At 67.7% G+C, this 19,484-nt stretch carries 24 protein-coding genes; 17 read left to right on the top strand and 7 right to left on the bottom strand.

Annotated features, from left to right (window positions below; all coding sequences use genetic code 11):
* Positions 1 to 163: 163 nt before the first annotated feature.
* The 6 genes from ftsE (at position 164) to CP958_RS14625 (ending at position 6,001) form a co-directional block, all read left to right on the top strand.
* Complete coding sequence (ftsE, locus tag CP958_RS14650; RefSeq protein ID WP_096703064.1) at positions 164 to 889, top strand: cell division ATP-binding protein FtsE; 726 nt, start codon at positions 164 to 166, stop codon at positions 887 to 889.
* Positions 889 to 1,782, top strand: coding sequence for an FtsX-like permease family protein (locus CP958_RS14645; protein WP_242442906.1), 894 nt, complete (start codon positions 889 to 891; stop codon positions 1,780 to 1,782). The genes ftsE and CP958_RS14645 overlap by 1 nt, the downstream gene beginning before the upstream one ends.
* Positions 1,779 to 2,399 carry a YdcF family protein gene (locus CP958_RS14640; RefSeq protein WP_096702736.1) on the top strand — a complete coding sequence of 207 codons (621 nt, stop codon included), beginning with the start codon at positions 1,779 to 1,781 and terminating at the stop codon, positions 2,397 to 2,399. The genes CP958_RS14645 and CP958_RS14640 overlap by 4 nt, the downstream gene beginning before the upstream one ends.
* Entirely contained in the window at positions 2,396 to 3,127 is a 732-nt protein-coding gene (locus CP958_RS14635; protein ID WP_096702734.1) for a lysophospholipid acyltransferase family protein, read from the top strand. The genes CP958_RS14640 and CP958_RS14635 overlap by 4 nt, the downstream gene beginning before the upstream one ends.
* Positions 3,128 to 3,386: 259 nt before the next feature.
* The gene (locus CP958_RS14630) at positions 3,387 to 5,714 is read left to right on the top strand and encodes an adenosylcobalamin-dependent ribonucleoside-diphosphate reductase (RefSeq protein WP_096702732.1); all 2,328 of its coding nucleotides are present in this window, start codon (positions 3,387 to 3,389) and stop codon (positions 5,712 to 5,714) included.
* A 5-nt stretch (positions 5,715 to 5,719) separates the two neighbouring features.
* The gene (locus CP958_RS14625; protein ID WP_096702730.1) at positions 5,720 to 6,001 is read left to right on the top strand and encodes an RNA-binding S4 domain-containing protein; all 282 of its coding nucleotides are present in this window, start codon (positions 5,720 to 5,722) and stop codon (positions 5,999 to 6,001) included.
* Between the two features lie 34 nt (positions 6,002 to 6,035).
* On the opposite strand, the gene CP958_RS14620 is transcribed toward CP958_RS14625, so the two are convergent.
* A complete protein-coding gene (locus CP958_RS14620) occupies positions 6,036 to 7,217 on the bottom strand; it encodes an alanine--glyoxylate aminotransferase family protein (RefSeq protein ID WP_197706407.1) in 1,182 nt (393 codons plus the stop codon).
* Positions 7,214 to 8,284, bottom strand: a complete 1,071-nt coding sequence (locus CP958_RS14615) for a DUF2125 domain-containing protein (protein ID WP_096702728.1) — start codon at positions 8,282 to 8,284, stop codon at positions 7,214 to 7,216. The genes CP958_RS14620 and CP958_RS14615 overlap by 4 nt, the downstream gene beginning before the upstream one ends.
* Between CP958_RS14615 and CP958_RS14610 the strand changes: the two genes are divergently transcribed.
* Positions 8,277 to 8,873: a gamma-glutamylcyclotransferase gene (locus CP958_RS14610; protein WP_096702726.1), complete on the top strand. Its 597-nt coding sequence runs from the start codon at positions 8,277 to 8,279 to the stop codon at positions 8,871 to 8,873. The genes CP958_RS14615 and CP958_RS14610 overlap by 8 nt on opposite strands.
* Here the strand turns inward: CP958_RS14610 and CP958_RS14605 are convergent.
* A complete protein-coding gene (locus CP958_RS14605; RefSeq protein WP_096702724.1) occupies positions 8,860 to 9,486 on the bottom strand; it encodes a hypothetical protein in 627 nt (208 codons plus the stop codon). The two genes, CP958_RS14610 and CP958_RS14605, sit on opposite strands and share 14 nt — an antisense overlap.
* Before the next feature lie 237 nt (positions 9,487 to 9,723).
* Here CP958_RS14605 and galU point away from each other — a divergent pair, with 237 nt between their 5' ends.
* Entirely contained in the window at positions 9,724 to 10,599 is an 876-nt protein-coding gene (gene galU / locus CP958_RS14600; RefSeq protein WP_096702722.1) for a UTP--glucose-1-phosphate uridylyltransferase GalU, read from the top strand.
* Between the two features lie 70 nt (positions 10,600 to 10,669).
* On the opposite strand, the gene CP958_RS14595 is transcribed toward galU, so the two are convergent.
* Positions 10,670 to 11,209 carry a helix-turn-helix domain-containing protein gene (locus tag CP958_RS14595; RefSeq protein ID WP_096702720.1) on the bottom strand — a complete coding sequence of 180 codons (540 nt, stop codon included), beginning with the start codon at positions 11,207 to 11,209 and terminating at the stop codon, positions 10,670 to 10,672.
* A 180-nt stretch (positions 11,210 to 11,389) separates the two neighbouring features.
* Here CP958_RS14595 and CP958_RS14590 point away from each other — a divergent pair, with 180 nt between their 5' ends.
* From CP958_RS14590 to CP958_RS14575, 4 genes are read left to right on the top strand one after another with little or no spacing between them, the layout of a single operon-like run.
* Positions 11,390 to 12,463, top strand: a complete 1,074-nt coding sequence (locus CP958_RS14590) for a hypothetical protein (protein ID WP_141400531.1) — start codon at positions 11,390 to 11,392, stop codon at positions 12,461 to 12,463.
* Positions 12,460 to 12,762, top strand: coding sequence for a hypothetical protein (locus CP958_RS14585; RefSeq protein WP_096702716.1), 303 nt, complete (start codon positions 12,460 to 12,462; stop codon positions 12,760 to 12,762). Before CP958_RS14590 ends, CP958_RS14585 begins: the two co-directional genes overlap by 4 nt.
* The gene (locus CP958_RS14580) at positions 12,759 to 13,073 is read left to right on the top strand and encodes a zinc ribbon domain-containing protein (RefSeq protein ID WP_096702714.1); all 315 of its coding nucleotides are present in this window, start codon (positions 12,759 to 12,761) and stop codon (positions 13,071 to 13,073) included. Before CP958_RS14585 ends, CP958_RS14580 begins: the two co-directional genes overlap by 4 nt.
* Positions 13,074 to 13,080: 7 nt before the next feature.
* Positions 13,081 to 13,509: a hypothetical protein gene (locus tag CP958_RS14575; RefSeq protein WP_096702713.1), complete on the top strand. Its 429-nt coding sequence runs from the start codon at positions 13,081 to 13,083 to the stop codon at positions 13,507 to 13,509.
* 792 nt (positions 13,510 to 14,301) lie between these two features.
* Here CP958_RS14575 and CP958_RS14565 read toward each other — a convergent pair.
* On the bottom strand, positions 14,302 to 14,673 hold the full coding sequence (locus tag CP958_RS14565; RefSeq protein WP_170958981.1) for a recombinase family protein: 372 nt from the start codon (positions 14,671 to 14,673) through the stop codon (positions 14,302 to 14,304).
* Positions 14,674 to 14,738: 65 nt separating this feature from the next.
* Here CP958_RS14565 and CP958_RS14560 point away from each other — a divergent pair, with 65 nt between their 5' ends.
* A complete protein-coding gene (locus tag CP958_RS14560; RefSeq protein WP_096702707.1) occupies positions 14,739 to 15,500 on the top strand; it encodes a hypothetical protein in 762 nt (253 codons plus the stop codon).
* An 18-nt stretch (positions 15,501 to 15,518) separates the two neighbouring features.
* A complete protein-coding gene (locus CP958_RS14555) occupies positions 15,519 to 16,649 on the top strand; it encodes an alpha-hydroxy acid oxidase (RefSeq protein WP_096702705.1) in 1,131 nt (376 codons plus the stop codon).
* Between the two features lie 29 nt (positions 16,650 to 16,678).
* Here CP958_RS14555 and ddpX read toward each other — a convergent pair whose 3' ends face one another.
* Entirely contained in the window at positions 16,679 to 17,245 is a 567-nt protein-coding gene (ddpX, locus tag CP958_RS14550) for a D-alanyl-D-alanine dipeptidase (RefSeq protein ID WP_096703060.1), read from the bottom strand.
* A 106-nt stretch (positions 17,246 to 17,351) separates the two neighbouring features.
* On the opposite strand from ddpX, the gene tsaB reads away from it, so the two are divergent.
* Positions 17,352 to 18,119, top strand: coding sequence for a tRNA (adenosine(37)-N6)-threonylcarbamoyltransferase complex dimerization subunit type 1 TsaB (gene tsaB, locus CP958_RS14545; RefSeq protein ID WP_347337842.1), 768 nt, complete (start codon positions 17,352 to 17,354; stop codon positions 18,117 to 18,119).
* A complete protein-coding gene (locus CP958_RS14540) occupies positions 18,116 to 18,595 on the top strand; it encodes a GNAT family N-acetyltransferase (RefSeq protein ID WP_096702701.1) in 480 nt (159 codons plus the stop codon). The genes tsaB and CP958_RS14540 overlap by 4 nt, the downstream gene beginning before the upstream one ends.
* A gap of 32 nt (positions 18,596 to 18,627) precedes the next feature.
* On the opposite strand, the gene CP958_RS14535 is transcribed toward CP958_RS14540, so the two are convergent.
* Positions 18,628 to 18,876 carry a sulfurtransferase TusA family protein gene (locus CP958_RS14535; protein ID WP_096702699.1) on the bottom strand — a complete coding sequence of 83 codons (249 nt, stop codon included), beginning with the start codon at positions 18,874 to 18,876 and terminating at the stop codon, positions 18,628 to 18,630.
* A 99-nt stretch (positions 18,877 to 18,975) separates the two neighbouring features.
* On the opposite strand from CP958_RS14535, the gene CP958_RS14530 reads away from it, so the two are divergent.
* Complete coding sequence (locus CP958_RS14530) at positions 18,976 to 19,395, top strand: MucR family transcriptional regulator (protein WP_096702697.1); 420 nt, start codon at positions 18,976 to 18,978, stop codon at positions 19,393 to 19,395.
* Positions 19,396 to 19,484: the final 89 nt, after the last annotated feature.

Here is a 19,484-nt window from a genome sequence, read left to right as displayed (position 1 = left end):
TCCTACGATTTATTGCAGTTCTAATTATATTAGCGCCCGTTGATGGTAGCGTGGCGGCGGGGTCCTGTAAATTCGCTGCCGTACCCCGCCGCCACGCCCGGCCAGCCATGGGTTGCCCCTTACCTCAAGCCGTGTCATGTTCGGCCGGTTCGGGAGAAGCACCGTGCGGCATCGCCCTCGTGGGGAAAACATCATCCGGTTCGACAGTGTCGGCCTGCGCTACGGCTTGGGGCCGGAGGTGCTGCAGGACGTCACCTTCAAGCTGCCGGCCGGGTCCTTTCACTTCCTGACCGGACCGTCCGGCGCGGGCAAATCCTCGTTGCTGCGCCTGATGTATCTGGGCCTGCGGCCGACGCGCGGCCGCGTCGTGCTGTTCGACCGCGACATCGCCGCCACCAAGCGCTACGAGCTTCCGGCGCTCCGCCGCCGCATCGGGGTGGTGTTCCAGGATTTCCGCCTGCTCGACCACATGACCGCGCTCGACAACGTGGCGCTGCCGCTGCGCGTGCGCGGTGTCAAGGAATCCGAGATCCGGCGCCACGTGCCGGAACTGCTGTCCTGGGTGGGGCTGGCCGACCATCTGGGAGCCAAGCCCTCGACGCTCTCGGGCGGGCAGAAGCAGCGCGTCGCCATCGCCCGCGCGGTGATCGGGCGGCCCGACCTGCTGCTGGCCGACGAACCCACCGGCAACGTGGACGATCACATCGCCATGCGGCTGATGTACCTGTTCGAGGAGCTGAACAAGCTGGGCACCACCATCGTGGTGGCCACCCACAACGAATTACTGGTTCGCCGCTTCACCCATCTGCCCCGCCTGCACATCGAGCACGGCATGGTCACCACCCTGCATCAGGAGCCGGCGGCCGTGGACGATCCGGAGGCGGAGTGATGTTCCGCCGCCGCCATTCCGACCTGCCGCTGGCCGGCGACGCCACCTCGCGCTTCCTGCCCTGGCTGGTGGCGCTGATGGTGTTCCTGTCGTCCATGGCGGTGGCCGGAGCCTTCGTCATCGGCGCGGTGATCGAGCGCTGGGACCGCGACGTATCGGGAACCCTGACCGTGCAGGTGCTGCCGGCCGGCGGCGAGCACGCCGACGCGGTGACCGAGGAGCGGGTCAATTCCGCCATCGACGTGATGCGCAAGGTGCCGGGCGTGCTGGCGGTCCGCGCCTTCGATAAGAAGCGCACTCTGGCCCTGCTCGAGCCCTGGCTGGGCAGCACCGAGATGGTGCAGGACATGCCGCTGCCCCGGCTGATCGACGTCACCATCGACCCCGAATCCCGCATCGATCTGGCCGAGGTGGCCCTGCGCCTGTCCCGCGCCGTGCCCGGCGCCTCGCTGGACGACCACCGGGTATGGCTGTCGCGCCTGATCAACCTGTCGCGCACCATGCAATGGCTGGCCGTGGTGGTGGTGGTGCTGATTGGCGCGGTGACCTCGGCCACCGTGGTCTACGCCACCCGCACCGGCATGGCGGTACATCACGGCATCATCGAGGTGCTGCACCTGATCGGCGCCCATGACGACTATATCGCCCGGCAATTCGCCGACCGCGCCTTCGCTCTCGGCATCGCCGGCGGACTGATGGGCCTCGGCCTCGCCGTACCGGCGCTGACCGCCATCGGCTGGGCGGCCCGGCGTCTCGAGGGCGGCTTCCTGCCCAGCCTGTCCCTGCCGGTGCTGGGCTATGTCGCCATCGGCCTGCTGCCGCTGCTGGCCGCCCTCCTCGCCATGCTGACGGCGCGGCTCACCGTCCACGGCACCCTGGCCAAGCTGCCATGAACCGGGTGACGTCGCACCGCCTCGCCATCGTCGCCATGATGGCGGTGGGTACGGCGTTCGGCGCCTGGGCCGGCGGGCTGGTCTGGTTCGCCGCCGATCTGGCGACGCGGGTGGAGGACGGAGCCACCGTCACCGACGCCGTCGTGGTGCTGACCGGCGGCGCCGACCGGCTGGAGGCCGGACTGGCGCTGCTGGAGGCCGGCAAGGGCGGCAAGCTGTTCATCTCCGGCGTGCATAAGGGCGTCGATCTGCCCGACCTGCTGCGCAAGGCGCATATGGCGCCGGCCCAGGCCCAATGCTGCATCGTGCTGGGCCATGCCGCCGACGATACGGTGGGCAACGCCACCGAGACCGCCGCCTGGATGGGACGCGAGGGCTTTTCCTCGCTGCGGCTGGTGACGGCGGCCTATCACATGCGCCGCGCCCTGCTGGAATTCCGCCGCGCCATGCCCGAGACGGCCATCGTCGCCCACCCGGTGTTCCCCGACGCCTTCAAGCGGGACCGGTGGTGGCGCTGGCCCGGCACCGCCCATCTGCTGGCGGTGGAATATACCAAATATCTGGCGGCGGTGGCCCGGCCGCTGTTCGCTCCCAAGAAATCCGAGAGGAAACCGTGACCGCTTTTCGCTCCGCCCTGTTCATCGTCTTCATCTGGATCTGGACCTTCGTGCTGTCGATCCTTTACCTGCCGCTGCTGGTCATGCCGCGCAAGGCCATGCTGCCGGCGGTGCGCCTGTGGCTGGGCGGCGTGCTGGGAGCGCTGCGCGTGCTGGCCGGGCTGTCGTGGGAGCTGCGCGGCCGCGAGAACCTGCCGGCCGGGCCGCTGATCATCGCATCGAAGCACCAGTCGGCGTTCGAAACCTTCGTCTTCCACCTGCTGCTGGGTGATCCTGCTTATATCCTGAAGCGCGAGTTGCTGTGGATACCTTTCTTCGGCTGGTACCTCGGCAAGACCGGGGTGATCGCCATCGACCGCTCGGCGGGCACCAAGGCGCTGAAGGCCATGGTCAAGGGCGCCGAGGAGGCGGTGGCCGACAACCGGGCGGTGGTGATCTTCCCCGAAGGCACCCGCGCGGCGCCGGGCGCCAAGCTGCCCTATCATTCCGGCGTGGCCATGCTGTACGGCGCCCTCAAGGTGCCGGTGGTGCCCATCGCCTTGAATTCCGGGCTGTTCTGGCGCCGCCGCGGCTTCGCCAAGAAGCCCGGCACCCTGACGCTGGAGGCCCTGGAGCCCATCGCTCCGGGCATGGACCGCAAGACCTTCATGGTCGAGTTGGAGAACCGCATCGAAGCCGCCACCGACCGCCTGATCGCCGAGGCGCGCGAGCGTCATCCGGGATTGTGACCGCGTATCCCCGGCGGGTGGGCCGGTCCCGCCCGCTGTGGATAAGCCTGTGGATTTCGGTGGGGATGGAATCGCTCCCCAGCCCCCTTGCCTGTGCAAGGCGGGGATAAGTGAAATCGGCCTTGAAGCTCAACGTCTTGTCCCCACATAACCCTGTGGAGCACAAAAAAAGAACATCTCCTTGATTCGCCCTCGCCCGAAGTCCTAAAATCGGGGCGGAAAGCCCTGTCAGAGGGCGGGAGACGAAAGAGACGGGTCGATGACGCAGGTGGCACCCATTTCCCAGCAGATCTGGGACATGAAGTATCGGTTGAAGTCCGCCGAGGGCACCGCCCTGGACGGCACCATCGAGGACACCTGGCGCCGGGTGGCGCGCACGCTGGCGGCGACGGAGGCCGATCCCGCCTTGTGGGAGAAGCACTTCTACGAGGCCATGGAGGACTTCAAGTTCCTGCCGGCCGGGCGCATCATCTCGGGAGCCGGCACCAGCCGCAGGGTAACCCTGTTCAACTGCTTCGTCATGGGCGACATCCCCGACGACATGGCCGGCATCTTCGAGCACCTGAAGGAAGCCGCGCTGACCATGCAGCAGGGCGGCGGCATCGGCTACGACTTCTCGACGCTGCGGCCCAAGGGCGCCCCGGTCAAGGGCGTGGGAGCCGATGCCTCGGGGCCGCTGTCGTTCATGGACGTGTGGGACGCCATGTGCCGCACCATCATGAGCGCGGGATCGCGCCGCGGCGCCATGATGGCCACCATGCGCTGCGACCATCCCGACATCGAGGCGTTCATCGACGCCAAGCGCGAGGCCGGGCGGCTGCGCATGTTCAACCTGTCGGTCCTGGTCACCGATCCCTTCATGCAGGCGGTGAAGGAAGACACCTCGTGGGAACTGACCTTCAAGGGCGTCACCTATAAAAGCCTGCCGGCGCGCGAGCTGTGGAACAAGATCATGCGCGCCACCTATTCCTATGCCGAGCCGGGCGTGATCTTCATCGACCGCATCAACCGGCTGAACAACCTGTCCTATTGCGAGGACATCCACGCCACCAATCCCTGCGGCGAGCAGCCGCTGCCCGCCTACGGCGTCTGCCTGCTGGGCTCGATCAATCTGGCCCGGCTGGTGGACAAGCCGTTCGAGGACGCGGCGCGGCTCGATCTCGACAAGCTGGACCGGCTGGTGCGCGTCGCGGTGCGCATGATGGACAACGTCATCGACGTGTCCAACTATCCCCTGGACCGCCACCGCCATGAGGCGGTGTCCAAGCGCCGCATCGGGCTGGGCATTACCGGGCTGGCCGACGCCCTGGTCCTGTGCGGGGCGCGCTATGGCGGGCGGGAAGCCATCCGCCTGACCGAGACCTGGATGGCGGCCATCCGCCGCTCGGCCTATCTCGCCTCGACGGAACTGGCCCGGGAAAAGGGCGCCTTCCCCCTTTATGACGCCGAGAAGTATCTGGCGGGCGAGACCGTCCGGTCCCTGGAGCCCGAGGTGATCGAGGCCATTCGCGCCAACGGCATCCGCAACGCCCTGCTCACCTCCATCGCGCCGACCGGCACCATTTCGCTGTTCGCCGACAATGTGTCGTCGGGGCTGGAACCGGTCTTCGCCTTCACCTACACCCGCGGCGTGCTGCAGCGCGACGGCACGCGGCGCGAGGAGGAGGTCAGCGATTACGCCTACCGTCTGTTCCGCCGCCAGCGTGGCGAGAACGCGCCGCTGCCCCCCTATTTCGTCGACGCCCTGTCGCTGACGCCGGGCGACCACGTGGTGATGCAGGCCGCCGTCCAGAAATACGTGGACAGCTCCATCTCCAAGACCATCAACGTGCCGGAGGATATCTCCTTCGACGCCTTCAAGGACGTCTACAGCCAGGCCTACGAGCTGGGCTGCAAGGGCTGCACCACCTACCGCCCCAACGACGTCACCGGCGCGGTGCTGGAGGTCAAGAAGGAGGCCAGGCCCGAGAACGCCGACGAGCCGGAACTGCCGCTGGAGAAGACCGGGACCCGCTACACCGACCCGCTGGATTCCGGCATCGTCCATCTGACCCAGCCGCTGGACCGGCCCGAGGCGCTGCCGGGCTCGACCTACAAGGTGCGCTGGCCGGATTCCGACCACGCCATGTACATCACGCTGAACGACATCATCCAGGACGGCCGCCGCCGGCCCTTCGAGGTGTTCATCAACTCCAAGAACATGGAGCACTTCGCCTGGACCGTGGCGCTGACCCGCATGATCTCGGCGGTGTTCCGCCGGGGCGGCGACGTGGCCTTCGTGGTCGAGGAGCTGAAGGCGGTGTTCGACCCCAGGGGCGGCCAATGGGTGGGCGGGCGCTACGTGCCCTCGCTGCTGGCCGCCATCGGCGAGGTGATCGAGCGCCACATGATCGCCATCGGCTTCCTGCCCGACCCCAAGGCGGCGCGCGAGCCCATCGAGGCCCGAGACGACCGCTTTGGCGAGGAGCGCAAGGTGGTCAACGGCGAGACGAGGCTGCGCCACTGCCCCAAGTGCAACCAGCCGGCCCTACTGCGCTCGGAAGGCTGCGATACCTGCACCTCGTGCGGCTATTCCAAGTGCGGATGACGTAATTGGACGGCGGACAGCGACTGGACAAGTGGCTGTTTTTCTGTCGCTTTTTCAAGTCGCGCGCGTTGGCTGCGAACGTGGTTGAGAGCGGTGAGGCGCGCCTGAACGGCCACGCCGTCACCAAGCCGGCCCACACGGTCAGGCCCGGCGACCGGGTACGCTTTCCCGCCGGCCCCTATGTCCGCACCGTGGAAGTCCTGGCCCCCGGCACCCGGCGCGGCCCCGCCACCGAGGCGCGGGAACTCTATCGCGACTTGGGAAAAGAAAGGGCGCCGGGCGAATAGCGCTTCGCGCGCGGGGTGGACCCCCGGTCTCTCCCTACCCGAACAGCAGTTTGGACGCCGCCGCCGGGCCGGCGCCGGCCTTCACCCTGTCTCCCAGCACGCTTTCCAGGGCGGTGAGGCAGGTGATGACGTGCCGGGGCGTGGCGCTTTGGCCCATCAGGCCGACACGCCAGACCTTGCCGGCCAGGGCGCCCAGGCCGGCGCCGATCTCCAGGCCGAAACGGGCCAGCAATTGCGAGCGCATTGCGGCCTCGTCGACGCCGTCGGGCACGGTGACGGCGTTGAGCTGGGGCAGGCGGGCCTTCTCCGCCACCGGCAGGCCGAGGCCCATGGCTTCCAGCCCGGCCTTGAGGGCCTCGTGCATGGCGCGGTGACGCGCCCAGGCGGCCTCCAACCCTTCCTCGTGCAGCATGACCAGGGATTCATGCAGGCCGTACAGGGCGTTGACCGGGGCGGTGTGATGATAGGTCCTTTTCGCCCCGCCGCCCCAATAGGCGGTCAGCAGGGTGAGGTCGAGGAACCAGCTCTGCACCTTGGTCTTGCGGGCCTTCAGCGCGTCGACGGCGCGGGGCGAGAAGGTGACCGGCGACAGGCCGGGCGGCGCCGACAGGCATTTCTGGCTGCCGGAATAGACGGCGTCGGCGCCCCACTGGTCCACCAGCACCGGAATGCCGCCCAGCGAGGTGACGGTGTCGACGATGGCGAGCGCCCCATGGGCGCGGGCCAGGGCACACAGGGCGCCCGCATCGGATTCCACCCCGGTGGAGGTCTCGGCATGGACGAAGGCCAGGGCCTTGGCGCCGGGATGGGCCTTCAGCGCCGCCTCCACCTTGCCGGCGTCAACGGGGGTGCCCCAGGCGTCCTCGACCACGACGGCGCGGGCACCGCAGCGTTCGACGTTCTCCTTCATGCGGCCGCCGAACACGCCGTTGACGCAGACCACCACCGTGTCGCCCGGCTCGATCAGATTGACGAAGCAGGCCTCCATGCCCGCCGAGCCGGGGCCGGACACGGCGAAGGTCATCTCGTTGCCGGTGCGCAACGCGGCCTGCAGCAGGCCCTTCAGCTCGTCCATCATGCCGACGAAGGCCGGGTCGAGATGGCCGATGGTGGGACGCGCCTGGGCGGCCAGCACGCGGGGATGGACGTCCGAGGGGCCGGGACCCATCAGGATGCGCAGCGGCGGCTGGAATGACGTGGCGGGCAGGTTGCTCATGACGGCGGGGCTCCGGAACCGGGGGGAGTGATGGGCAGGGGCGGTACCTTGAACAGCCTGGCCTGCCCGGCATAGAGATAGCCGTCCTGCAGGGTGACCGCCAGGGTCAGCGTCGGACGGCCCTGGGGATCGGGGCGGGCCAGGATGGCGAGGATCGTCTCGGCGGCCGAGGCGACGCCGGGCTCCATCAGCTTGGCCGCGACCAGCCGGCCCATCATCTCGTTCCAGCCCCGGATGCGCGCCGTGGTGGCGACAAGGGGCTGCAGCGCCGGATCGAAGGCGAAGGTGCCATCGCCGTCCAGGGACAGCGGCGCCCAGTCGATGGCCACCCGATCCAGTTCCACGTTGCCGCCGGCATTGCTCCAGGCGGCCAGGGCGGAAAGCGGCGGTTCCTCGGGGATGGTGCCCATGATGCGGCCTTCCACCATGACGGTGTCCAGCCGCCGGTTGAAGGGCAGATCGGCGGGCAGGCTCATCTCGACGCCCCTGGTGCGCAGGGTGAAACGGGCCGAGGGCTTCTCGTGGCCGGGATCGGGAGGGTTGAGCCACTCGTAGAAAACGGCGAGGTGCTCGGCCAGCAGCGGCCCGGCGCCGGGCCGCTCCAGGGCCAGCTTGCCGGCCTCGAAGGCGAAGGCGTGCAGATCGCCGTCGCCGTCCACCCGCAGGCGCAGGGTGGCGCCGCCGGTGGTGACGATGCCCCGCCAGTCGCCGCCGAGCGCAAGGCTGTGGCTGGTCCCCAGTTCGAGGGTCGGACCCAGCGGGTCGAGGCCGGGCACGTGCAGGCGCACCGCCTCGCTGCTCCACTGAACGCCCGACGGAGTGGCGAGGGCCACCGCCCCCAGGTCCAGGCCGATCTCGCCGGGAAAACCGAACCGGGCGGTCCGGCCGACATCCAGGCGCCAGCCGTCGGCGCGGCGCCGGGCGGCGAAATCCTCGACCCCCTTGCGCAACTGCCCCGCCACGTGGAACCAATAGGCGGTATAGGCGCCACATCCGGCCAGGATCAGAATGGCGGCAACCAGACCGGCAAGACGCAGACGGCCAGCAAGACGTAGACGGATGGACATCGCGATCGCCACTCCTCAACCGGATACCACCTCTAACCCGACGGCGGGTTGGAGGCAAGGCACCGACCTGTGGGTGTTCGCCTACGGCTCGCTGATGTGGAATCCCGATTTCGACCACGACGAGGCCCGTACCGCCCGGCTGGCCGGCTATCATCGCGCCATGTGCATCCTGTCCTACCAGTGGCGCGGCACGCCCGAGCGTCCGGGGCTGGTCATGGGCCTGGACCGGGGCGGGTCGTGCCGGGGCCGGGTCTTCCGGGTGGCGGCGCCCCAGGTGCCCGCCGCCATGGAGCACATCTACCGCCGCGAGATGCCCACCGGCGTCTACGTTCCCCGCTTCGTGCCCGTGACCCTGGACGACGGACGGCGGGTGGAGGCCTGGGCCTTCATCGCCAGGCGCGGCCATCCGCAATACGTGGCCCACTCCAGCCCGGAGCGATCGGCCGCCCTGATCCGCCAGGGTCACGGCAAGGCCGGGGCCTGCCGCGACTATCTGGCCAACACCATCGTCCAGTTGGAGATGCTGGGCCTGGGCGGAGCGGGCCTCAAGCGCCTACTGGCCCTGGTGGACGACCTCACACCGTCTTGAGGTGGAGGCCGGCGACGAAGGTCGCCGCCCCCGACACCAGCGAGCCGCCCGACAGGGTCATGGTTCCGCCCGCCGCCATGGCCCGCTCGGTCAGGCCGCGATAGCGGCTCCATACCGCGGCGCGATCACCGTCATTTCCCGCCGCCTGATAATCGGAGACGTAGGATTCGGATATCTGCCCCAGGGCATTGAGCGACAGGGTCGACTGGACCTTGCGGTATTGGTTCTCGAATTCCGGATCGGAAGCGAACATCGCATCGATCTTTTCCTTGCCCGGCGTACCGTCCTTGGCCCGCACATGGCCGTCATGGCCGCATTCCAGTTGAATGGCGCCGCCGGTGTCGATTCCCGCCGCCTGCAGGCGGGCGGTCAGGTCGCTGCCCAGTTGCGCCACCTCTTGCGGCGTGGCCAGCAGCGGCGTCCCCAGCAGATCGACGCCCGACGCCGCCCCGGCGATACGGCCGCCGCTCACCGGCTTGGCGGCGGAGGTCTCGCTCGCCGCCGACTGGTCCAGCAGGCGGGCGAACGCGCCCGATCCGGCCGGCGTGATCGACGTCGCGGCGGTGGACGTGGTGGCTTGGGAGGCCTTGGCGGCGGTGACGGCGTCGAACATGAATCCTCTCCGGGAGCATGGGCAGAATTTGCCGCGCGGCAGAGTCTGCGCGTTTCGGTTTCGGGAAAGCGGCTGAAAACGGCGGATTTCTTCCGGCCAGAGGCAGAGCTTTCCGCATTACATGCAATCAATGGGCCATGGGACATGCCGCAACTTCGCCGCAATCCGGCCCGAACTCCGCCCAAATGGCGCGCGATGATCCCCTCCATCGCAACCTCTTCCCGAAGAGACACTCAAATGATCCGCAAAGCCGTTCTGCCCGTCGCCGGCATGGGCACCCGCGTTCTGCCCGCCACCAAGGTGCTGCCCAAGGAATTGCTGCCGGTGGTGGACAAGCCGCTGATCCAGTACGCGGTGGAAGAGGCCGCCGAGGCCGGGATCACCGAGATCGTCCTGGTCACCGCCAAGGGCAAGGAGATGCTGGCCGACCACTTCGACCGCAACGCCGAGCTGGAGCGGTCGCTGGAAGCGCGCGGCAAGGCCGAATTGCTGGAAATCGCCCGCAACACCTGCCCCCGGGGGGTAACCATCACCACCGTGCGCCAGCCGGCGCCGCTGGGCCTGGGCCATGCGGTGCTGTGCGCCCGCCCGGTGGTGGGCGACGAGCCCTTCGCCGTGCTGCTGCCCGACGACCTGATCCTGGGGCGGCCCGGCTGCCTGAAGCAACTGGTCGACGTGTGGGGCGAAACCAGAGGCCATGTGATCGCCGTGGAGAACGTTCCCGCCGATCAGGTGGACCGTTACGGCATCCTGGACGTCATCGAGGAGAAGGGCCGTCTGGCCCGCGCCCGCGGCCTGGTGGAAAAGCCCAGGCCGGCCGAGGCGCCCTCGACGCTCTCGGTGATCGGCCGCTATGTGCTCGACCCCTCGGTGTTCGACGCCCTGGAGCGCCGCGAGCGGGGAGCCGGCGGCGAAATCCAGTTGACCGACGCCATCGCCCGCACCCTGGGAACGGTGCCGCTGCACGGCGCCCGCTTCGTGGGCACCCGCTACGACTGCGGCAACAAGGCCGGCTATGTGGCGGCGATCATCGACGCCGCCCTGGCCCATCCGGAAACCGCCGCGGCCGTGCTTGCCCATCTGGAAGCCCTGTCCGGGCGCCGCGTCGCCTGATTATCAATAAGAGATAAACAGTCGTTAATATCCTGCGATAAGAGGCTGCTAACGACTGTATACAACTTGTTTAAATTGCAAATTGCTCAGCAATTCGGCAACTTCCATGGATATCAACCGCAGCATGAGGTTCGCTTATGCTTAGCCGTAAGATATTCATTCCCGTATTGGCTGTTATCGCCCTGGTGGCGGCAATCCTCCCCGCCCTGGCGGAACCGCTGGCCTGCAAGGGCCAGGGCTCCCTTGCTGATGCGAGGCTTACCGTCTTTGGCGTTCTTTTGCTCCTGGCTGCCAATGCCTCGATTTGATGGGCGGCCACTTCCAGGTCGTCGTCGCCAAGCGAACGGGCGGCATCCACCAATGCAGCCATCACGGCCGCCCGCTTCGACGTGGTCTCCTCATCACCGAAGTCAAAGAAGTCCCGGATGGGGCAGCCCAACACCTCGGATAGCCGTTCCAGGGTGGTGAAGCTGGGCAGGCTGATACCTCGCTCCAACTGGCTCACGGCGTCCGACGAACGGTCAATAAGCTCGCCGAGCCGTTCCTGGGTTAGGCCACGGCGCTCGCGCAGGGTCCGGATACGGGCGGCAACACGTTTTTTCAGAGACATATCGCAGTTTCATTGCGACACGACCGGTTGAGAACAGCCCGCACCTTCTGTATCGTTGCTACATTTCGTAGAGCGCCTACGACACCGGCCGTAAAGCCAATTTGCAACCGGTTGCACGGCACACCCGATAACGAAGGTGCACTACGTATAAATTCTAAATAATAGGCTTTGTACTACGCCATGTCCCTGTTCGGTTTCCTCGCTACCAAGTTCGCCTCCTCCCCCGAGAACCTCGCGACAGAGGCTTTGAATTACGTCGTCGGGCGGTCACGGGTAGCGACCAGGGCGTTGCTGCGCCTGCTGGCCGAGGGCGGGGCTATGCTGCCGGCCGATATCGCGTTCCAGACCCAGGTCGGGGGTGGAGATCAGGCGCGGCCCGACATCGAAGGCCGCTCGGCCAAGCGTGGCACGGTGGTGGTGATCGAAGCGAAGTTCTGGGCCGGGCTGACCGCCAACCAGCCGGTGGCCTATCTCGGTCGCCTACCCGAGGAGGCGCCAGCCGTCCTGGCCTTCGTCGCCCCGGCCGCCCGCTTCACCACCTTGTGGCCGGAACTGGTCGGCCGGTGTCAGGCCGCCGGCCATGGCGTCGGGCCGACGAGCGAGGCCACAGCGGAGCTATGGACCGCTTCCCTGCCCAAGGGCCGCACACTGATGCTGCTGAGTTGGCGGACGGTCCTGGCCGAAGTCATCCGGGTGCTGGAAAACGAGGGCGAGGCCGACATCGCCGCCGACGCTCGCCAGCTTGCCGGCCTGTGCGACCAGATGGACACCGAGGCATTCCTGCCGCTGCGCTCCGAGGAGGTGACCTCGGTCGAAATACCGCGCAGGCACGTCCAGTTCGCCCAGCTTGCCCTTGAGGCCGGCGAGAAGGCCATCGCGACGGGCCTGTGCTCGACCAAGGGCGGGCTGCGCCAGGGCACCGGCCTCGGCTATTGCGGCCGGTATCTCCGCCTGGGTGATACCCTGGTGTTTCTCACCTTCGATTGCGCCCGCTGGGCACGCTTCCGCTCCACGCCCCTGTGGCTGCGGATCGACGGCGACCAGCAGGTGCCGCGCGAGGCCGCCCGCCAAGCCCTCGGCAAGCTGCGGCTGGAGAACCCGCCCCGCCTGATCGAGGACGATGGCTACCCCTGGGTGCCGCTGTCCGTGCCCATCGGCCGGGAATGGCCGGGCGTGGTCGCCGCCGTGGTGGACCAACTGGCCGAGGTCGCCGGCCACCTGCAATCACATCTGCCTGATCTGGGGGAAACATGAAATATTGGTTCGTGATCGTCGGCATGGCGATGGCCTTGACGGCGTGTACCGGCTCGGAGGGCCGATACCTGATTGCCTTCCCCGATGGGGGCGAGGGCTATTCGATCCGCACCAACTCCGGTGCCTTCCAGGCCGGCAAGGTGACCGAGGCCGACGTGGTGCGCGACTACATGATCTCGCAGCGCCTATGCCCGGCCGGCTACGATACCGTCACCATCCATCGCCTGTATCCGGAGAACCCCAGCCTCGTGCTGGTGGACGCCGTGGTGAAGTGCCGACAGGCGGGGAAGCCGTCATGAAGTGCCCGCACTGCGCCGAGGAGATCAAGGACGAGGCCAAGGTCTGCCGCTTCTGTGGCCGCGACATGCCTCCCTCGCCACAAGTCCGCGCCGACCGGAGCCTGCGTAAGGTCGTTATCGTGGGAGGCATCCTTCTCGCCGGGATCGTCGCCCTCATGGTTGCCGCGCAAGAGACCCGTCAGGCGAATGTGCGGACGTGTATGCGAGCGCAATTGCGGGTTCCCGGCCTGACCACCGATCAGTGCATGACCATGGTGCGCGAGCATGGCCGTGACGTGGTCGATGCCCTAGTCATGGGCGGCGGCCGGTAGTCGATCCATGCCGGCCTATATCCTCCCGCCGTACAATGGCTTCTCACATGAGGAGCGGGTGGCGACGAACCCGATCCAGCGCGATGCCCTGCGGCGGGGGCTGATCGTTCGCCCGGAGCGTTGCTCCATCTGTGGCTTCTCCGATCCCTCCGACCCGACCGGGCGCGGCTACCTCTTCCTTCATCTGGAGGATTACCGGCACCCGCTGGAGTTCTATGGGGTGTGCAAATCCTGCCACGCCGCCTTGCACGCCCGGTTCCGCGACCCGGCGCGATGGTTGCGGGTCGTGCGCCGCCATGGGCAGTCGGGACGGTGGTTCACACTGCTCTCTGACGATCCGGAGAGCCAGACGCTCCCGTTTGACCAGACCTATCCTCATGGTCTCCCCGGTGAATGGGATGTCTGGCCTTTACCCGCAGCGCCTATTGATCCGTAGCGTACTACTATATAAGCGTAGCTTTGCGTAGTAGTACTATGAACTAGCCTAGCACGGCGTCCAGCTGTGCCGGGCATCATTGATCCTCTTCACACACCCATAACTGCTTGCGATGCTTGTGTTATCGGTCAACGTCCGTTGACCTGTAACACTGATCCATCTCGTCCTCTTCCGATACTCCATTCCCTATGTGCCTACGAGCACATGCCCCCCAGTGCCGACCGGTAGGTCTCCCCCAGGGATCGGCAGCCTCCAATCTGGTTGCGAGCGCTCTGTTCGCCGACTTGGCCGATGCGCTCCCTGTGGGCGTGCGGACATTCGCCTACCGCGACGACTTTGCTGTCTTCGCTAGAACCAGGAGGGAGGCGTGTACGGTTGAGGTTGCCCTGGGGCGTGCTCTTTCCGAGCACGCTGCCGGTCGGCTGGGGCTTGGGCGTAGTGAAGTCCGGAAGTGCAGTGAGGGCTTCGATCTGCTGGGCTACCATATCCGCCTTTCGGGTGGGCAGGCCGTGGTGCGCCCAACGGACAGCAACCTGGAGGAAGGGGGGCGCCGCTTCTACGAGGGGCTCGTCGCTGACCTGGAGGCGGGTCGGCAAGAACCTGTCCAAGTGATGCGGGCCTTGCAGCCGTGGCAGGCAGGGTTCCCACGGTGGGATACTAGGGACCTTTGGGTCAGGCATCACCTCATGCAGGCAGAGCGCGTGTTGCGCGCTACCTGATAATGGCGTGGGCCGGGTGGCTGTACGGTTGCATGGAGCGTCGAATAAGTGCTGTTAAGGGTACGCTTTCGCATCAGCCGTCCTCAACCTTCGGCAGCCGCTCCAGTACCCGACGCACGGTGAGGGCATGCCATTGGCCGCCGTTGGCGGTGGGCACTGCCCGGCGGTTCAGTTCCTGGGCCATGGAGCGGAGCGACTGGAACCCATCCGCCTGGACCGCCCGCACCTCGGGTTCGACCCGGCGGGCGAACCCCTCCGCCACCGCGATGTTGCGGGCGGCCAGCACCGTACTGTAGGCCCCCAGTACCGTGCCACGCGCCTTGGCGGCGGCAAGGGCATCCCTGGTGCGTTGGCCGATCCGGCGGGCTTCCTCCTCAGCCATGGCGGCGAAGATATGGAGCATGAACCGGTCGGCGGTGGGCATGTCGGTGGCAACGAACGGCACGCCTGTAGCCATCCCCGCCCTGATCCATACTTTACTGCGCCGCAAAAGACGGCTTGGATAGGGGAATGGATTCGGGCGGAACGGACATCATCTGGAACCAGTTCATCCTGGGGGCGGCGCTGACCCGCGCCGCCCGGCGGGTGCTGGAGCGCGACGGCGAGGAGGGAGAGGAAATCCGCTTCTCCTATGCCGACACCCATGCCGGCGGCGGCGGGCTGCCGGTTCCCGCCCTGCTGCCCGTGGCGCGCAAGGCCCTGGCATCCTCGGCCTGGGCCGCCGCCGTAGGGGCCGGAGACGTCCATCCCGGCTCGTGGGTGCTGGCCGGACGGCTGATCGCGGCGCTGGGCGGCCTGGCCTTCGAGGCCGATGTCAACGACCTGGACCCGGCCGCCATCACGGCGGCCAAGGCCAGCCGCGAGGGTGGCTGGGTACGGTTCTGGAGCCATGACTGGTTCTTGTTCCTGCGCAACCGCCTCGCCATGGAGCCCCGGCCCCACTTCGTGTTCATCGATCCGCCGCCCGACGATCCACGCGGCCCCGGCTACGCCATGGACGCCGCCATTCTGCTCGACACGCTGGGGCTGCCCTACATGGTCACCTATGCGGTGGACACGCCCGGCGCCCAGCCCCAGGAGGCCATCGACCAGATCGGCCGTTCCGGCCTGGAACTGCGCGGCGCGGGACTGGAACGCGGCGTGCTGCTGGGCGGCGGTGCCGAGACGGTGGTGCTCGACATCCTGAGCGATCTGCGCAATCTGGCCGAGGTGCTGGGCGGCGAGCTTTCGGTGCGGCTGCCCCGGGCGCCGGCCGACGATTACTGCATCTGACGGAAAAGGGAGCCGGGCATGAGCGACGCGGCGAGCATCGGCGATCTGGCCCGGCGGGCGTGGTGGCGGCTGCCGGGTTTCGCCTTCGGCTTCCTGGACGGCGGCTCGGGCGAGGAGGGCGGCCTCGGCCGCAACCGCCGGCGGCTGGAGGCGGTGATGCTGGCGCCCAAGGTCTGCGCCGGGACCAAGCCCGAAACCAGGGCCACCCTGTTCGGCCGCGACTATTGCCTGCCCTTCGGCGCCGCCCCGGTGGGCATGGGCAACCTGCTGTGGCCGGGTGCCGATCTGATGGTGGCGCGCCAAGCCGCCCGGCTGGGTTTTCCCGTGGTGGCCTCCACCGTCGCCACCACCACCCTGGAAGCCATCGCCGAGGCGGCCGGAGGCAACGCCTGGTTCCAGCTCTACGTCTCGCGCGAGGACCGCATCAACCGCGACCTGCTGGCACGGGCCTGGGCGGCGGGCATCCGCGAACTGGTGATCACCGTCGACGTGCCGGTGGCCGGCGACCGCCGCCGCGACGTGCGCAACCGCTTCATCCTGCCGTTCAAGCCGGGACCGCGCTTCGCCCTCCAGGTGGCCATGGCGCCGCTTTGGGCGCTGGCCACGCTCGGGGCCGGCTCGCCGGGCTTTCCCAATCTGGCCCGCTATGTGGGCGAGGTGGACGGCAAGACCCTGGCCGGCTTCATCTCGTCGCAGATCAAGGACGACCTCACCTGGGACGACGTGCGTGCCCTGCGCGACCTGTGGCAGGGCCGCATGCTGATCAAGGGCATCATGACCGCCGCCGATGCCAGGACCGCCCTGAGCGTGGGCGCCGACGGCATCTGGGTCTCCAACCACGGCGGCCGCCAGTTGGATGCCGCCCCCGCCGCCATCGACTCCCTGGCCGCCATCCGCGCCGCCCTGGGCAACGAGGCGGTGGTGGTCATGGACGGCGGCATCCGCTCGGGCGAGGACGTGGTCCGCGCCGGTGCCATGGGGGCCGATTTCGTGTTCTGCGGCCGGGCCTTCTATTACGGCGCGGCGGCGGCCGGCGAAGCGGGGACGGCACGGGCCGCCGACCTGCTGGCCGCCGACCTCAAACGCACCTTGATCCAGATCGGCTGTCCGTCGTGGATGGCGCTGGATGACGGGTGGCTGTGGCAATAAATCGGGCGGCCGCCCCGGGGGGCCGCACCTCACCCCATCATCCGCTCCACCCCCAGCACCGTATCGGACAGCAGGGGAAAGCGGGCGGCGTCGTGCATCTGGTAGTGCCACCACTCGTTGCCATAGAAATCCCACCCCGCCGCGTTCATCAGCCCCAGCAGCAGCAGACGGTTGCGCTGCGCCTCGGCCGAGACGGCGGTGACCGCGTGATGGGACAGCGGCGTGAAGGCGTCGAAGGCGGTGCCCATGTCCAGCGCCGCGCCGCTGGCCGCGTCCAGCAGATCCAGATCCACCGCCACGCCGCGCGAATGGGTCGAACCCCGGCGCGGGTCGGCGAGGAATTCGGGATCGGGAGTATGAGCCCACAGCGCCCATTGCGCCTCGGCCGGGCGGAAGGCGTCGAGGATGCGCAAGGAGAGGCCCAGCGGCCGGGCCAGTTCGGCGGCCTTTCGCAACAGCGGCGCCGCCTCGGCATGCAGCCAGCAGCCGGCGGTGGGCGCGTAGACCGGCTTTCGCGTGAAATTATCCGAGGTGGCGTAGGCCAGCAGAATCTCGACTCCGTACTCTGCGGCGGTGACGGAAACCAGCGGGTTCATCTTCCTGCTTTCAATCATGTCCGGTGGCGGGTAATACCATGTTTCGAAGCCTTCGAAACATGGGCAGGCCCAAGGGGCCGCGCGGCTTGTGCCGCGGGAGCCAAGGGTGCTCGCGCCCGCCCGGCGCCTGAGGGCTCCGGTGATCGGAACGGTCACCGGAACAAGATTGAAGTATAGCGGCCCCATGATCATTCTCGCCATGGATAGCTCGACCTCCGCCTGCTCCGCCGCCCTGTGGGCCGGCGGCAAGGTTCTGGCCCGGCGCCTGTCGCCCATGGCGCGCGGCCAGAGCGAGGTGCTGATGCCCATGGTCGCCGAGGTGATGGCGGAGGCCGGGCTGGCTTTCGCCGATCTCGGCCTGCTGGCGGTGACGGTGGGACCCGGCGCCTTTACCGGCCTGCGCATCGGTCTGGCGGCGGCACGCGGCCTGGCGCTGGCCAGCGGCCTGCCCCTGGCCGGGGTGGCGACGACGGTGGCGGTGGCGGCGGGCGTGCCGGACGACGAACGCCGGGGACGGGCCGTGCTGGTCGCCATCGATTCCCGGCGTGACGAGTTGTGGCTGCAATCGTTCGATGCCGCCTTGAACCCGCTGTCGCCCATCCGCGCCCTGCGGCCCGAACAGGCGGGCGAACTGGTCGCCGGTCCGCTGGTGGTGGCCGGCGACGCGGCGGCCCTGGTCCTGCCGCATCTGCAAGGCGCGATCCAGGCCACCTCGCCGGGCTATCCCGATGCCGCCCTGGTGGCCGAACTGGCGGCCGGCCAGTGGAGCCGGGGCCAATCCCTGCCGCCGGAACCCCTTTACCTCCGCGACGCCGACGTCACCATGCCGGGAAAGACCATGGCGGGAAAGATCGGGTCGGGAAAATTGGCGTGATCGACCTGATCCCCGCCGGGCTGGTCCACGCCGAACTGCTGGCCGGCATGCACCATATCTGCTTCGCCGAGCCGTGGAGCCCCACCTCCATGGCCGAGGTGCTGGCCCTGGCCGGGGCCGAGGGGCTGATCGCCGTGGATGGCGGTTCCCTGGTGCCCGCCGCCGAGCCGCCGGGACCGGCCGGGCTGGTGCTGTGGCGACGCATCTTCGACGAGGCGGAGATTCTGACCATCGCCGTGCTGCCCCCCTGGCGCCGCAGGAAGGTCGGCCTCCGCCTGCTGGAAGCCGCCATGGATTCGGCGGCCAAGGGCGGAGCGCTGACCATGTTCCTCGAGGCCGCCGCCGACAACCACGCCGCCATCGCCCTCTATCGCTCCAAAGGATTCGAGACCGTTGGGCTACGTAAGGGCTATTACGGAGGCGTTGACGGTGTCACGATGAGTTGCAAACTGGACCAGACTTCAGTCGTGCCCTGACCGGCACCAATATCCACGGGCTATCATCAGGTTTATTTCTTGCAAACGACAAGGCGATGAACCCCGGTCGACCCTTCGCCGGGTTCGGGCGCGAGCGACAGGATTTCATGTCCCAGTTCGGCAAGGGAGCGCGGCACATTTCCCAATGGTTCCGCACCTTTCAACCGTACTTCCACGGTCTCTCCCGAAGCCATCCGCTCTACCAGTAACTTGGTTTTCACGAAGGTCATCGGACAGACTTCGTTGGTGATGTCAAGGCTGTAGTTCGGCTTCTCAGTCATGCGAATTGTGTCACTTTCATTTGTCGTAATGGTTATTGCCAGGTTTGTTCGGAGGAATTATATAAAGCGCCACTGAATGAATTTGGAGGGCTGCTCTCTATGTCGGAGCGTTCGAACAGCGGCGACCTGCTGGGCCTGACCACGGAAATCGTGGCTGCGCATGTCGCCAATAACAGCGTGGCGGTTGCCGATCTTCCTCACCTGATTCAGGAAGTCTACCGCACCTTGGCCTCGGTCGGCAGCACTCCTGCGGCACCCGAGCGGCCTCAGCCCGCCGTGAACGTGAAGAAGTCGGTCACCCCCGACTACATCATCTGCCTCGAGGACGGCAAGAAGCTGAAGATGCTGAAGCGCCACCTCAAGACCGCCTACAACATGAGCCCCGAGGAATATCGCGACCGTTGGGGCCTGCCCGCCGACTATCCCATGGTGGCCCCCAATTACGCCCAGCACCGCTCCAGCCTGGCCAAGAAGATCGGCCTGGGCACCAAGCCGCGCAAGCGTAAGCGGACCCCCTAGGGCCTTCCTGTCTTTCCGGCAGGGACCTGCCTTCTCGACAACCGAGGGACTTCCGGGCATGATCCCGGAATCCCGGCCCGACGGGGTGC

This window comes from Magnetospirillum sp. 15-1 (genome assembly GCF_900184795.1).
GTDB lineage: Bacteria > Pseudomonadota > Alphaproteobacteria > Rhodospirillales > Magnetospirillaceae > Phaeospirillum.
Note: the sequence above shows the minus strand (reverse complement) of the source record. Positions and strands in the feature narration are given on the sequence as shown.